Source organism: Streptomyces sp. CB02959 (assembly GCF_002803155.1).
Classification (GTDB): Bacteria; Actinomycetota; Actinomycetes; order Streptomycetales; family Streptomycetaceae; genus Streptomyces.
The window spans coordinates 318,299-332,002 of the sequence record NZ_NNBP01000002.1 but is presented as its reverse complement, the minus strand read 5'-3'; the positions used below and the strand labels follow the sequence as shown (position 1 = coordinate 332,002).

Here is a 13,704-nt window from a genome sequence, read left to right as displayed (position 1 = left end):
GCGCCGGGGTCCGCTCCGGGCCCGGCGCGCGCCGCCGGTCCGCCTACGGCGCGGCCAGGCCGACCAGCCCGGCCAGCGCGTCCCGGTGGCGCCCCGGCGTGCCGAGGGCGAGTTCGTCGGCCTTGGCGCGCTTGAGGAAGAGGTGCGCGGGGTGCTCCCAGGTCATCCCGATGCCGCCGTGCAGTTGGACGCACTCCTCGGCGGTGCGCACCGCCACCGGCGCGCAGTACGCCTGGGCCACCGCGACCGCCACCGGCGCGTCGGGGTGGTCGCCGGCCAGTGCGTCGGCGGCGTTGCGGGCCGCGGCCCGGGCCGAGGCGACGTCCAGCCACAGCGCGGCCATCCGGTGCTTGAGCGCCTGGAACGAGCCGATCGGGCGGCCGAACTGGGTGCGTTCGCCGGTGTACCGCACGGTCTCGGTCAGACACCACTCCGCGAGCCCGAGCTGTTCCGAGGCGAGCAGACCGGCGCCGGTGAGCAGCGCCCGGTCGACGGCGGCCCGGGCCCGCTCCCCGCGGGCCAGCAGTCGGCCGGGGGCCCGGTCGAGGGCCACGTGGCCCAGCGGCCGGGTCAGGTCGAGCGGGGTGAGCGGCTCGGTACGCACGCCGTCCGCCGCGGCGTCCACCGCGTAGAGCGCCGGGCCGTCCGGGCCCTCGGCCGGGACGAGCAGCAGCCCGGCACCGGCGGCGCCGGCGACCGAGGTGATCCGGCCGGTGAGCGCGCCGGCGGCGTCCGCCCGTACGGTGGGCGCGCCGGTCCCGCCGGGTGCGGTCGGCAGGGGGACGGCGAGCGCCCCGACGGTTCGGCCCTCGGCGAGCGCGGCCAGCGGTCCGGCGACCTCGGCCCGGTCGGTGTCGCAGCCGAGCAGGGCGGTGACCGCGAGCACCGCGCTGGTCAGGTACGGCACCGGTGCGACCGCGCGGCCCAACTCCTCCAGGACGACGGCGGCCTCGCGGGGGCCCGCGCCCTGGCCGCCGAGCTTCTCGGGGACCAGCAGCCCGGCGGCGCCGATCTCCACGGCCAGAGCCCGCCACAGCTCCGGGTCGTGGGGGCGGGCGGTCTCCAGTCCGGCCAGTACGGTGGCTGGGGCGCAGCGGTCCGCGAGCAGCGCCCGTACGGCGGCGCGCAGCGCGTCCTCCTCCGCGGAGTAGAGGAGGTCGGGTTCGGGGGTCCCGGTCGTGCGGGTCATCGGGGGAGGTCCTTCCACGCGACGTCCTTGTCGGTGCGCGGCTCGGGCGGCAGGCCCAGGACGCGCTCGGCCACGATGTTGAGCAGCACTTCGGAGGTGCCTCCCTCGATGGAGTTCCCCTTGGCGCGCAGGTAGCGGTAGCCGGCCTCGCGGCCGGTGAAGTCGACGCCCTCGGGGCGGCGCAGCGTCCAGTCGTCGTAGGTGAGGCCGTCCTCGCCGCGGAACTCCACCTCCCAGCCGCTGATCTGCTGGGCGAGCCGGGCGAAGGCGAGTTTCATGCCGCTGCCCTCGGGGCCCGGCTGGCCCTTGGAGAGTTGCTGGCGCAGGCGGGCGCCGGTGAGCCGGGCGACCTCGGCGTCCACCCAGAGCCTCAGCAGCCGCTGGTGCAGGTCGTGGGTGCGCAGTGCGGGGTGGTCGCGCCAGGCGGCCGCGGCCACGCCGATCATCCCGCCCTCGCGGGGGGTGCGGGCGCCGCCGATGGCGACCCGCTCGTTCATCAGCGTGGTGCGGGCGACCTGCCAGCCGTCGCCGACGTCGCCGAGGCGGTGGGCGTCGGGGATCCGGACGCCGGTGAGGAAGACCTCGTTGAACTCCGCCTCGCCGGTGATCTGGCGCAGCGGCCGCACCTCGACGCCGGGGTCGGTCATGTCGCACACGAAGTAGGTCAGCCCGCGGTGCTTGGGCACGGCCGGGTCGGTGCGGGCGACCAGGATCGCCCAGCGCGCCAGGTGGGCGCTGGAGGTCCAGACCTTCTGCCCGTCGACCATCCAGTCCCCGGCGTCGTCGCGGACCGCGCGGGTGGCGAGCGCGGCCAGGTCGGAGCCGGCGCCGGGCTCGCTGAAGAGCTGGCACCACACCTCCTCGCCGGTCCACAGCGGCCGCAGGAAGCGCTTCTTCTGCTCCTCGGTGCCGTAGCGCAGGACGGTCGGCGCGGCCATCCCCAGGCCGATGCCGATCCGGCCGGGGTCGTTGTCCGGGGCGCCGGCGGCGGCCAGTTCGGCGTCCACGGCGCTTTGCAGGGCGCGCGGGGCGTCCAGGCCGCCGAGTCCCGCCGGGAAGTGCACCCAGGCGAGTCCGGCGTCGAAGCGGGCGCGCAGGAAGTCCAGCCGGCCGGTGGTGGCCGGCGGGTGGGAGGCGAGCAGGTCGGCGGTGCGCCGGCGCAGGTCGGCGGCGTCAGTCATCGGGTCTCCTCCGTTCCGGGAACCACCACGAGGCGGCCGACGGAGTCCCCGTCGGCGACCCGCTGGACGGCGTCGGCGGCTCCCGCCAGCGGGACCCGGCCGCCGATCAGCGGCTTGATCGCCCCTTGGGCGGCGAGTGCGGTCAGCTCCTTGTGGCAGGCGTCGACGGCGGCCGGGTCCTTGGCGTTGTAGAGGCCCCAGTGCAGGCCCAGGATCGTGTAGTTCTTGACCAGGGCGTGGTTGAGGCCCGGGGTGGGGACGGTGCCGCCGGCGAAGCCGACGACGACGATCCGGCCCTCGAAGGCGATGCACTTGGTGGACTTGGTGTAGGCGTCGCCGCCGACCGGGTCGTAGACCACGTCCGCGCCCCGCCCGCCGGTGGCCTCCTTGACTGCCGCGACGAGGTCGTCGGTGTGCCGGTCGAGGACCAGGTCGCAGCCCAACTCGCGGGCGGTACGGGCCTTTTCGGGTCCGCCCACGACGCCGATGACCCGGGCGCCGGCGGCCCGCCCCAGCTGGACGGCGGCGCTGCCGACGCCGCCGGCCGCGGCGTGCACCAGCAGCGTCTCGCCCGCCTGGAGGCGGGCCCGGCGGTGCAGTCCGAACCAGCCGGTCTGGTAGCCGATGTGCAGCGCGGCGGCCTCCGCGTCGTCCAGCGCCTCGGGGGCCGGCCGGACCGTCGCGGCGTCGGCGACCGCCAGCTCGGCGAAGCCGCCGCCGGGCAGCGCCGGCTGGGCCAGCACCCGCGCGCCGACCTCGCCGGCCGCTCCCTCGCCCACGGCCAGGACCTCGCCGCAGATCTCCACGCCGGGGGTGAACGGGAGCGGCGGCCGGACCTGGTACTGGCCCCGGCACAGCAGCGCGTCGGGGAAGTTGACGTTGGCCGCCCGCACCCGGAGCAGCAGCTGGCCGGGGCCGGGCTGCGGGTCCGGCACCTCCTCCAGCCGCATCACCGCTTGCGGTTCCCCGTTCGCGTGCACGCGCCATGCCTTCACCTGATGCCTCCACAGACCTGAAGTCGTACGGCTGGTGCGGGGCCGGCCCGGCCCTCGCCACGATGCATACTAAGCAGTCGGTAATCCCGAAGGAACAGTTCCGGCCGGGCCCGTCACAGGCGCCCCGCCCGGCCCGTCGCCCCCTCCGCACCCGCACCCGCACCCGGCAGCCTGCCAACGACAGGGACAGGCAACCCGGCCGCCCCGTGGCGCAGACTGGCGGACATGGACTCACCCGCCACCGGCCCCTCCGCACTGGGGGACTTCCTGCGCACCCGCCGCGCCCGGCTGCAGCCGGAGGACGTCGGCCTGGTCTCCTACGGGGCCCGCCGCCGGGTCCCCGGACTGCGGCGCGAGGAACTCGCCCAGCTCGCCGGCGTCAGCATCGCCTACTACACCCGCCTCGAACAGGGCCAGAGCCACAACGCCTCCGAGGGCGTGCTGGACGCCCTGGCGCGGGCGCTGCGGCTGACCCCCGACGAGCGCGCCCACCTGCGCCAGCTGGCCCGCCCGGCACCGAACCGGCGCCGCCCGGCGGTCCGCCCCGCCATGGCCCGCCCCGGCATGCGGCAGCTGCTCGCCGCCATCGAGGGCGTACCGGCCGTCGCCCTCGGACCGCGCTTCGAGGTCCTGGCCTGGAACCGCCTCGGGCACGCCCTGCTCGCCGGCCACCTGGACTTCGACGGCCCGTCCCGCCCCGCGGACCGGCCCAACACCCAGCGGCTGCTCTTCCTCGACCCGCACACCCGCGAGCTCTACCCGGACCGCGAGACGGAGACCCGGCGCGCCGTCGCCGCGCTCCGGATGGCCGCCGGGGCCCGCCCCGACGACCAGCAACTGGCCGAGCTCATCGGCGAGTTGTCCATGAAGAGCACCGAGTTCAGCACCCTGTGGTCGCGCCATGCGGTCAACAACTGCACCTTCGGCACCAAGGACTTCCACCATCCGCTGGTGGGCGACCTGACCCTGGACTTCGAGATGATGCAGACCCAGGACGGCTCCGGTCAGGGCGTCCTCATGTACACCGCCGCCGAGGGCTCGCCCTCCGAGGCCGCGCTACGCCTCCTCGCCGCGGAACGCGGCCCAGACGCCCGGATCCTCGAACCCGAGCGCCCATAGCCGCCTCCCCCGCACCCCGTACTCCGCCAGCAGCGGCAGCTGCGCCCGGACGCCCCGCGCGTCCTGGTACCAGACCGGCGCTCAGCAGGACGGGGGCGACGCCCGGGGCGTGCGTGCCGAGCAGGGTCAGCGCACGCCGTTCGCGCTCGTAGGGGCCGGGGCCCTCGGCGCGGCGGAAGCGTTTGACGACCCGGTCGGGGTGGAGGGAGAGGTCATGGGTGTGCCAGCGAGCCGTCTCGGAGGGCGGGTGGGGCGGTGTCCGGTCTGCGTCCACCGGACGGACGGTGGCACGGGCGGCCGCCAGCGGCAAGGGCGGCGGGCGGCGCCGCGTGAGCGGTCGGTGTCGAGTGGGGCGGTCGGTGTCGAGTGGGGCGGTCGGCGGGCGGTCGGGCGGTCGCCCGCTTCAGACCGCCATGGGGTCGGTGGGCCGGGCGTCCGGGTGGGATTCCTCGATCCAGCCGGCGGCCAGGCCCTCGGCGAGGGAGAGGCGGTCGTGGGCGACGGCGGCGCAGGTGGCGGTGTCCATGCGCAGGACGGCGTCGGGGTGGGGGGCGGGGCCGTCGGCGTAGCGGGCGGCGGGGGTTCCGTCCGGGTCCAGTACGACGTGGAAGGCGCCCTCGTCCAGGGCGATGCCGATGACGCGCACCGGGCCGCCGGCGAAGTGCCGGGCGAGCCGGGCCATCAGGGGGACCGCGAACCAGTGGGCGCGGACCGCGTCGGTGGGGCGCGGTTCGCCGAGGGCGGGGGCGCCCCAGTCGGCGAGTGCGGCCAGGGCGGGGAGCAGGGCGTGGCCGCGCGGGGTGAGTTCGTAGACGAAGGCGGCGCCGGGCGGGGGGAGTCGGCGGCGGATCAGCAGCCCGTCGCGCTCCATGTCCTTCAGGCGGGAGGCGAGCATGTCCGTACTGACGCCCGGGAGGTCGGCGTGGAGGTCGGTGTAGCGCCGGGAGCCGCCGAGCAGTTCCCGGACGATCAGGAGCGTCCAGCGGTCGCCCACGGCGTCCAGGGCCCGGGCGACGGCGCAGTACTGGTCATAGCTTCGACGCGGCATGACACCAGCATAGACATGTGATTGGATTTTCCAAGTCCGAAGTTGGGAAAACCAAGTACGGTGTCACGAGTGCTGCCGCGCCCCGCGGCGGGCGAGAGAGAACGAGGAGGCCGCCGCATGCAGTTCAAGCAGTCCAGCAAGATGGCCGACGTCTGCTACGAGATCCGCGGACCGGTGATCGAGCACGCGAACGCGCTGGAGGAGGCCGGCCACAGCGTGCTCCGGATGAACACCGGCAATCCGGCGCTGTTCGGCTTCGAGTGCCCGGAGGAGATCCTCCAGGACATGATGCGCAACCTCTCCCGCGCACACGGCTACACGGAGTCCCGCGGCATCCTCCCCGCCCGCCGCGCGGTGGCCCAGCGCTACCAGGAGGCCGGACTCCAGGACGTCGACGTCGACGACGTCTACCTGGGCAACGGCGTCTCCGAGCTGGTCTCGATGGCGATCCAGGCGCTGCTGGACGACGGGGACGAAGTCCTCATCCCCGCGCCCGACTTCCCGCTCTGGACGGCGGTCACCTCACTCGCCGGCGGCAAACCGGTGCACTACCTCTGCGACGAGTCCGCCGACTGGCTGCCGGACCTCGACGACCTCGCCTCGAAGATCACCGACCGGACCCGCGCGCTGGTCATCATCAACCCCAACAACCCGACCGGCGCGGTCTATCCGCGCGAGGTGCTGGAGGGCATGCTCGACCTGGCCCGCCGCCACCACCTGATGGTCTTCGCCGACGAGATCTACGACCGGATCCTCTACGACGACTCCGTCCACCACCACGCCGCGGTGCTCGCCCCGGACCTGGTGTGCCTGACCTTCAGCGGCCTCTCCAAGTCGTACCGGGTGGCCGGCTTCCGCTCCGGCTGGCTGGTGGTCTCCGGCCCCAAGGAGCACGCCGCGGACTACCTGGAGGGGCTGGGCACCCTCGCCTCGATGCGGCTGTGTCCCAACGCCCCCGCGCAGTACGCCATCCAGGCGGCGCTCGGCGGCCGGCAGAGCATCGACGCCCTGGTCCTCCCCGGCGGCCGGCTGCGCGAACAGCGCGACCGGGCCTGGGAGCGGCTCAACGAGATCCCGGGCGTCTCCTGCGTCAAGCCCAAGGGCGCGCTCTACGCCTTCCCGCGCCTGGACCCGGCGGTCCACAAGATCCACGACGACGAGAAGTTCGTGCTGGACCTGCTGCTGCGGGAGAAGATCCAGGTCGTCCAGGGCACCGGCTTCAACTGGCCGCGCCCGGACCACTTCCGGATCCTCACCCTCCCGCACGCCGACGACCTGGACGCCGCGATCAGCCGGATCGGGCGGTTCCTGGCCGGCTACCGGCAGTAGCGGGCGCACCGCCGCCGGGGAGGCGGACCGGCACCGCGGCCCTCCCTCCCCGGTCACGGCCGCCCGGCACCCGAACGGGTGTACCCGTTTCCCGGCGGCCCTCCCCCGTCCCACCTGCCCGGTCCCCCGCACCGGGCCGTCCGCCGCGGGCAGGCGCCCTTGAGCGCACCGCCCACAGCGGCTTAGGTGGAGGGCGGCAGTCCAGCCGCCGCCCCGGAGGGGAGAGGGAAGCGATGCCCGTACGACCAGCAGTGTCGGAAGCGGAACTTGAGGCCCATCTACGCGGGATCTGTTTCAAGACGGGTCCACCCCGTCGCATAGGCGTCGAGATCGAGCTCCTGGTCCACGACGCGCGCAACCCCCGATGTCCGGTCGCACCGGATCGGATGCGCACCGCGGAGGACGCCCTGCGCGCCCTGCCGCTGCACTCCTGCCTCACCTTCGAACCCGGCGGCCAGCTGGAGCTCAGCTCGCTGCCCGCCGCCTCCCTCACCGCCTGCGTCGAGGCGGTCACCGCCGACCTCGCCCGGGTCCGCCCCGTCCTCGCGGAGCGGGGCCTCGGTCTCGCGGGACACGGCCACAATCCCTGGCACCCCCCGCGGCGGGTGCTCACCGCACCCCGCTACGACGCCATGGAGGCGTACTTCGACCGCCGCGGCCCGGCCGGTCGCTCCATGATGTGCGGCACCGCCTCCGTGCAGGTCTGCGTGGACGCCGGGCACGAGGAACCCGGGCCGCTGGGGCTCGGCCGGCGGTGGCTGCTGGCGCATCTGCTGGGTGCCGTGCTGGCCGCCGCGTTCGCCAACTCGCCGCTCGCCGAGGGTCGGCCCACCGGCTACCGCACCACCCGCCAGGCCATCTGGGCGCAGCTCGACCCGGGCCGCACCTGCGCCCCGCCGCAGGACGCCGACCCGCGCACCGCATGGGCCCGCTACGCCCTGGACGCCCCGGTGATGTGCGTCCGGCGCCCGGACGGCCCGTGGGACGCGCCGGAGGGCCTCACCTTCCGGGAGTGGGTCCGCACCGGCGACCCGCGGCCGGTGACATGGGAGGACCTCGACTACCACGTCACCACGCTCTTCCCGCCCGTTCGGCCGCGCGGCCATCTGGAACTGCGGATGATCGACGCGCAGCCCGGCCCGGACGGGTGGATCGTGCCACTGGCCGTCACGGTCGCCCTCTTCGACGATCCGGAGGCCGCCGAGTACGCCTACCGTGCCGTCAAGCCCCTTGCGGAGACGGCAGGTTGGCGTCCGGCACCGGAGAACCCGCTGTGGCGGACCGCGGCCCGGGACGGGCTGACCGACCCCGAGCTGCACGCCGCCGCGGTGGCCTGCTTCGCCGCCGCTCAGGAGGCGCTGCCGCGGCTGGGGGCCGCCCCCGGGATCCGCGCGGCGGTCGCGGAGTTCACCGAGCGCTATGTGGCGCGCGGCCGGTGCCCGGCCGACGACCAGCTCGACGCGCTGCCCGCGGCGGACGCCGACGGCCGGGGCCCGGTCGAGGACGGCGCCGGCACCGCGGCCGAGGGCCGCCTCATCCGTGGGAAGGACAGCCAGTGACCATCGACCCCGAGCCGTTCCGGGAGCGGGCCGCCGCGGCACTGCTCACGGCCCGCGACCGCACCCGCGCGCTGACCACCTGCGTCGAGGACCCCGACCTGGTCGCCCAGCACTCCCCGCTGATGTCACCGCTGGTGTGGGACCTGGCGCACATCGGCAACCAGGAGGAGCAGTGGCTGCTGCGCACCGTCGGCGGCCGTGACGCGCTGCGCCCGGACATCGACTCCGTCTACGACGCCTTCGAGCACCCGCGGGCCGAGCGGCCCGCGCTGCCGCTGCTGGCCCCGGCCGAGGCGCACGGCTACGTCGCCGAGGTGCGCGGCCGGGTGCTGGACGTCCTGGAGCGGGCCGAGCTGCACGGCGGGCCGCTGCTGACCGCCGGCTTCGCCTTCGGGATGATCGCGCAGCACGAACAGCAGCACGACGAGACGATGCTGATCACCCATCAGCTGCGGTCCGGGCCGCCGGTGCTCACCGCGCCCGAGCCACCGGCCGCGCCGGCCGGCCCGCTGCCGTCGGAAGTCCTCATACCCGGCGGGGCGTTCCTGATGGGAACGTCCACCGAACCCTGGGCGCTGGACAACGAACGGCCCGCGCACCGGCGGACGGTGCCGCCCTTCTTCCTCGACACCACGCCGGTCAGCAACGGCGCGTACCAGCGCTTCATCGAGGACGGCGGCTACGACGACCCGCGCTGGTGGGCCCCGGCGGGCTGGGCGCAGGTGCGCGAACACCGGCTGCGGGCCCCGCTGTTCTGGCGCCGGGAGGGCCGGCAGTGGCTGCGGCGCCGGTTCGGGGTGACCGAGCCGGTGCCGCCGGACGAGCCGGTGCTGCACGTCGGCTGGTACGAGGCGGACGCCTACGCGCGATGGGCCGGGCGGCGGCTGCCCACCGAGGCCGAGTGGGAGAAGGCCGCCCGCCACGACCCGGCGTCCGGGCGGGAGCGGCGCTACCCGTGGGGCGACGCGGACCCGACCCCGGACCGCGCCAACCTCGGCCAGCGGCACCTGCGGCCGGCCCCGGTCGGCAGCTACCCCGAAGGCGCCTCGCCGCTCGGCGTGCACCAGCTGATCGGCGACGTCTGGGAGTGGACGGCCAGCGACTTCCTGCCCTACCCCGGCTTCGCCGCCTTCCCCTACCGGGAGTACTCCGAGGTGTTCTTCGGCGGTGCGCACAAGGTGCTGCGCGGCGGCTCGTTCGCCGTCGACCCGGTCGCCTGCCGCGGCACCTTCCGCAACTGGGACCTCCCGGTGCGCCGGCAGATCTTCTCCGGTTTCCGCACCGCCCGGAACGCCGGGGCGTCGGCCGGGGACCTGACCTGATGTGCCGTCATCTCGCGTACGTGGGTCCGGAGATACCGTTCGGGCAGGTGGTCCTGGCCCCGCCGAACGGCCTCTACCGGCAGTCCTGGGCGCCGCGCCACCAGCGGCACGGCACGGTCAACGCGGACGGTTTCGGCGTCGGCTGGTACGCGCCGGGCGACCCGGTGCCGGCCCGCTACCGGCGGGCCGGGCCGATCTGGGCCGACGAGCAACTGCCCGACCTGGCAAGGGTGGTCCGCACGGGGGCGCTGCTCGCCGCCGTCCGGGACGCCACCGTGGCCGGAGCGGACGCCGAGGCGGCCGCCGCGCCGTTCGCGTCCGGGCGGTACCTCTTCAGCCACAACGGCGCGGTGGCCGGGTGGCCCGGCACCATGGCGCCGCTGGCCGCCGGGTTGCCCGCGGAGGAGCTACTGCGGCTCCAGGCCCGCAACGACTCCGCGTTCCTGTGGGCCCTGGTGCACCGCCGGCTGATCGCCGGCGACGATCCGGGCCAGGCGCTGGCCGACACGGTCGAGGAGGTCGCCGCGGCGGCGCCCGGCTCCCGGCTCACCCTGCTGCTGACCGACGGCACCCGCATCGCCGGCACCACCTGGGGCGACACCCTGTTCCACCTGGCCATACCCGGCGGCGGCCGGGTCGTCGCCTCCGAGCCCTACGACGAGTCCCCCCACTGGACCGAGGTCCCCGAGAGCACCCTGCTCTGCGCCACCCGCACCGAGGTCCGCCTCACCCCGCTCAAGGAGCCCGCAACGTGAGCCCCCTCAGCATCACCCGCACCCTGCCCGCCGACGCCACCGCGGCCGCCCTGCGCGCCGATGTCGTCGCGGGGCTGTCCCGTACGCCCAAGCAACTGCCGCCGAAGTGGTTCTACGACGCCCGCGGCAGCGAGCTGTTCGACGAGATCACCACCCTGCCGGAGTACTACCCCACCCGTGCGGAACGCGAGATCCTGCGCGCCACCGCGGACCGGATAGCCGCCGCCACCGGCGCCCGCACCCTGATCGAGCTGGGTTCCGGCTCGTCCGACAAGACCCGTCATCTGCTCCGCGCCCTCACCGACCTGCACACCTACCTGCCGGTCGACGTCAGCGAGTCCGCGCTGCGGGCGGCCGGCGAGGGGCTGCTGGCCGCACATCCGGGGCTGACCGTGCACGCCCTGGTCGCCGACTTCCAGCCGGGCCTCACCCTGCCCGCCACGCCCGGCCCCCGGCTCCTGGCGTTCCTCGGCGGCACCATCGGCAACCTCCTGCCGGACGAGCGGGCCGCGTTCCTGCGCTCCGTCCACGACCTGCTCGCCCCCGGCGACGCGCTGCTGCTCGGCACCGACCTGGTCAAGGACGAGGCCACCCTGGTCGCCGCGTACGACGACGCCCGCGGGGTGACCGCCGACTTCAACAAGAACGTGCTGGCGGTCGTCAACCGCGAGCTGGGCGCCGACTTCGACCCGGCCGACTTCGACCACGTCGCGCGGTGGAACGCCGCGGAGGAGTGGATCGAGATGCGGCTGCGGGCCCGCTCGGAACTGACCGTGAAGATCCCCGGCGTCGATCTGATCGTGCCGTTCGCGGCCGGCGAGGAACTGCGCACGGAGGTCTCGGCGAAGTTCCGGGAGGACGGCGTGCGGGCCGAACTCGCCGCCGCCGGGATGAAGTTGACCGAGTGGTGGACCGACAGCGCCGGCCGGATCGCGCTGTCGCTGGCGCTGCGGATCTGATCGGTTTCGCCCGACGGGTGCCCCTCCCTCCGTCGATGTGGTTCGATGCCCCGATCGCACATCCGTACGCGCCGCCGGGCGTGCCCGCCGCGTACGGGGCCACACGGGCTCGACGGAGGGACAGGGCATGGGCACGGCGCTGGATCGGCGGAGTTTCCTCAGAGGCGCGGCGGGGCTGTCCGCCGCCGGACTGCTGGCGGGCATCGGCGGCGGGGGGTCCGCGGCGGCCGCGGCCCCGACCGCGGTCTCGGTGCAGGACTGGATGTCCGCGCTCGGCGACGCCACGCCCGTGCAGGGGCTGAGCATCCCCGGCACCCACGACTCCGGCGCGCGGATCGGCGGGCCCTGGGTGGCGTGCCAGAACACCTCGGTTGCCGAGCAACTCGCCTCCGGCATCCGGTTCCTGGACGTCCGCTGCCGGGCGATCGACGGCGTCTTCGCGATCCACCACGGCGCGTTCTACCAGGAGCTGATGTTCGGCGACGTGCTCAACGCGTGCCGGGACTTCCTCCGGGCGCATCCCACCGAGACCGTGCTGATGCGGGTCAAGCAGGAGTACTCGGAGGTCTCCGCGGAGGACTTCCGCCGGATCTTCGACAGCTACCTGGACGGCAAGGGCTACCGCTCGCTGTTCCGGCTGGACCCGGGGCTGCCGGTGCTGGGCGCGGCCCGGGGGCGGGTCGTGCTGCTGGCGGACTCGGACGGGCTGGGCGGCGTGCGGTACGCCGACCCGGCGCAGTTCGACATCCAGGACGACTACATGACCGAGCCGATCGGGAAGTACCCCAAGGTCGAGGCCCAGTTCCGCAAGGCCGTCGGCCAGCCCGGCAAGCTCTTCGTCAACTACGTCTCGACCGCCGCGCTGCTCCCGCCGCGGTCCAACGCCGACCGCCTCAACCCGCAGGTCAAGAGCCTGCTGGAGGGTGCGGAGGGCAGCGCCTGGCGGGGGCTGGGCATCGTCCCGATGGACTTCCCCAACGAGTTCGGGATGGCCGAGACCCTGATCCGGCACAACCTGGCCGGGCTCGGCGTCACTCTGCCGGCCCACGCGCACACGTGATCGGCCGTCGAACCGAACCACCACGGGCCACCGTGCATCAGACTGGATGAAATGTCTGGTTCCGGCGCTGCCCCCGCCCCGCACGACGGTGCGCGGTGCGGCCGCGCCGGCTGAAGCGGCAAGGCGGCACCTGGTGGAGACGAGCGAACGCGGGCCCGGGGCGGCGGCACAGGACGCGCGACGGACGCACGACGCGGCCGGGGCGCCGAAGTGGCCGGGGGCGGGCCGGCCGCTCCGCACCGGTCGGGCCCGCGCCGGGGTGCCGCTGCGGGTGACGGTGGCGCTCGGGGTGCTGACCGTCGTCGTCGGCGGTACGGCGCTGGCGCTGAAGGCCGCGCGGCAGGACCCGTACGTGGCGCCCGGGGACCCGGTCACCGGGACGTACGTCTCCTCGCGGTCCGCCGGCGACCGGGCCGCGGCCGCGGTGCTGGCCGGCCCGTACCGGGAGCTGCCGGGCCCGCCGGCCGTCGCCGCGCCCCGGGGCGGTGACGCCCCGGCCCCGCTGCCCGCCTCCCGCCCCCTGGTGGCCACCACGGCGGCGCCGTCGCCGCCGGTCGGCGCGCTCTTCTCCCCCGGCCCCGACGGCGACACCGGCCACTACTGCAGCGCGAGCGTGGTGCACTCCCCCGCCGGGAACCTCATCGCCACCGCGGCGCACTGCGTCCACGACGGCGGCTTCCGCACCCGGCTGGTCTTCGCGCCCGGCCTGCACGACGGGACCGCGCCGTACGGCCTGTGGGTGCCCACCCGGATCTACGTGGACCCGCGCTGGATCAGCGACCGGGACCCGGACCACGACGTGGCGTTCCTCCGGGTGCGCCGGCACGGGGGCACCGATCAGCGGATCGAGGACGTCACCGGCGCCGAACTGATCCGGTTCGACGCCCCGCCCGGCCGGCCGGCGCAGCTGACCGGCTATCCGTCCGACCGCGACACCCCGGTCAACTGCCGGCACACCGCCGACGCCGAGGGGCCGGGCCAGCTCCGCTTCCCCTGCGCCGGCTTCCCGGCCGGGACCAGCGGCGGCCCGATGCTCACCGACGTCGACCCGGCGACCGGCACCGGTTCCCTGATCGGGCTGATCGGCGGTCAGGAGGAGGGCGGGGACGACAGCACGTCGTACAGCAGTCGCTTCGGGGCGGATGTGGCGGCGCTGTACCGGCGGGCCACCCGCGGCTAGCGGGCGGC

General features: G+C 75.2%; 12 protein-coding genes. 8 read left to right on the top strand and 4 right to left on the bottom strand.

The annotated features are described in order from the left end of the window. Positions 1-43: 43 nt before the first annotated feature. The 3 genes from CG747_RS04755 to CG747_RS04745 are packed head-to-tail and all read right to left on the bottom strand — an operon-like array spanning position 44 to position 3,365. Positions 44-1,189: an acyl-CoA dehydrogenase family protein gene (locus CG747_RS04755; RefSeq protein WP_100600332.1), complete on the bottom strand. Its 1,146-nt coding sequence runs from the start codon at positions 1,187-1,189 to the stop codon at positions 44-46. Continuing rightward, positions 1,186-2,370, bottom strand: a complete 1,185-nt coding sequence (locus CG747_RS04750) for an acyl-CoA dehydrogenase family protein (protein WP_100600331.1) — start codon at positions 2,368-2,370, stop codon at positions 1,186-1,188. Before CG747_RS04750 ends, CG747_RS04755 begins: the two co-directional genes overlap by 4 nt. Next, positions 2,367-3,365, bottom strand: a complete 999-nt coding sequence (locus tag CG747_RS04745; RefSeq protein ID WP_100600330.1) for an NADPH:quinone oxidoreductase family protein — start codon at positions 3,363-3,365, stop codon at positions 2,367-2,369. Before CG747_RS04745 ends, CG747_RS04750 begins: the two co-directional genes overlap by 4 nt. 225 nt (positions 3,366-3,590) lie before the next feature. Between CG747_RS04745 and CG747_RS04740 the strand changes: the two genes are divergently transcribed. Then, positions 3,591-4,484, top strand: a complete 894-nt coding sequence (locus CG747_RS04740) for a helix-turn-helix transcriptional regulator (RefSeq protein ID WP_100600329.1) — start codon at positions 3,591-3,593, stop codon at positions 4,482-4,484. A 403-nt stretch (positions 4,485-4,887) separates the two neighbouring features. On the opposite strand, the gene CG747_RS04730 is transcribed toward CG747_RS04740, so the two are convergent. After that, the gene (locus tag CG747_RS04730) at positions 4,888-5,532 is read right to left on the bottom strand and encodes a winged helix-turn-helix transcriptional regulator (RefSeq protein WP_100600328.1); all 645 of its coding nucleotides are present in this window, start codon (positions 5,530-5,532) and stop codon (positions 4,888-4,890) included. Between the two features lie 117 nt (positions 5,533-5,649). Between CG747_RS04730 and CG747_RS04725 the strand changes: the two genes are divergently transcribed. The 7 genes from CG747_RS04725 to CG747_RS04695 all read left to right on the top strand — a co-directional run bounded on the left by CG747_RS04725 (position 5,650) and on the right by CG747_RS04695 (position 13,696). Further along, entirely contained in the window at positions 5,650-6,861 is a 1,212-nt protein-coding gene (locus CG747_RS04725) for a pyridoxal phosphate-dependent aminotransferase (protein WP_100600327.1), read from the top strand. 233 nt (positions 6,862-7,094) lie between these two features. Then, the gene (gene egtA, locus CG747_RS04720; protein ID WP_180985387.1) at positions 7,095-8,420 is read left to right on the top strand and encodes an ergothioneine biosynthesis glutamate--cysteine ligase EgtA; all 1,326 of its coding nucleotides are present in this window, start codon (positions 7,095-7,097) and stop codon (positions 8,418-8,420) included. Next, on the top strand, positions 8,417-9,742 hold the full coding sequence (gene egtB / locus CG747_RS04715; protein WP_100600326.1) for an ergothioneine biosynthesis protein EgtB: 1,326 nt from the start codon (positions 8,417-8,419) through the stop codon (positions 9,740-9,742). Before egtA ends, egtB begins: the two co-directional genes overlap by 4 nt. Then, complete coding sequence (egtC, locus tag CG747_RS04710) at positions 9,742-10,497, top strand: ergothioneine biosynthesis protein EgtC (RefSeq protein WP_100600325.1); 756 nt, start codon at positions 9,742-9,744, stop codon at positions 10,495-10,497. The genes egtB and egtC overlap by 1 nt, the downstream gene beginning before the upstream one ends. Further along, positions 10,494-11,456: an L-histidine N(alpha)-methyltransferase gene (gene egtD, locus CG747_RS04705; RefSeq protein WP_100600324.1), complete on the top strand. Its 963-nt coding sequence runs from the start codon at positions 10,494-10,496 to the stop codon at positions 11,454-11,456. The genes egtC and egtD overlap by 4 nt, the downstream gene beginning before the upstream one ends. 127 nt (positions 11,457-11,583) lie before the next feature. Then, positions 11,584-12,516, top strand: coding sequence for a phosphatidylinositol-specific phospholipase C (locus CG747_RS04700; protein ID WP_100600323.1), 933 nt, complete (start codon positions 11,584-11,586; stop codon positions 12,514-12,516). A 133-nt stretch (positions 12,517-12,649) separates the two neighbouring features. Beyond that, positions 12,650-13,696, top strand: a complete 1,047-nt coding sequence (locus CG747_RS04695; RefSeq protein ID WP_100600322.1) for a serine protease — start codon at positions 12,650-12,652, stop codon at positions 13,694-13,696. Positions 13,697-13,704 lie beyond the last annotated feature (8 nt).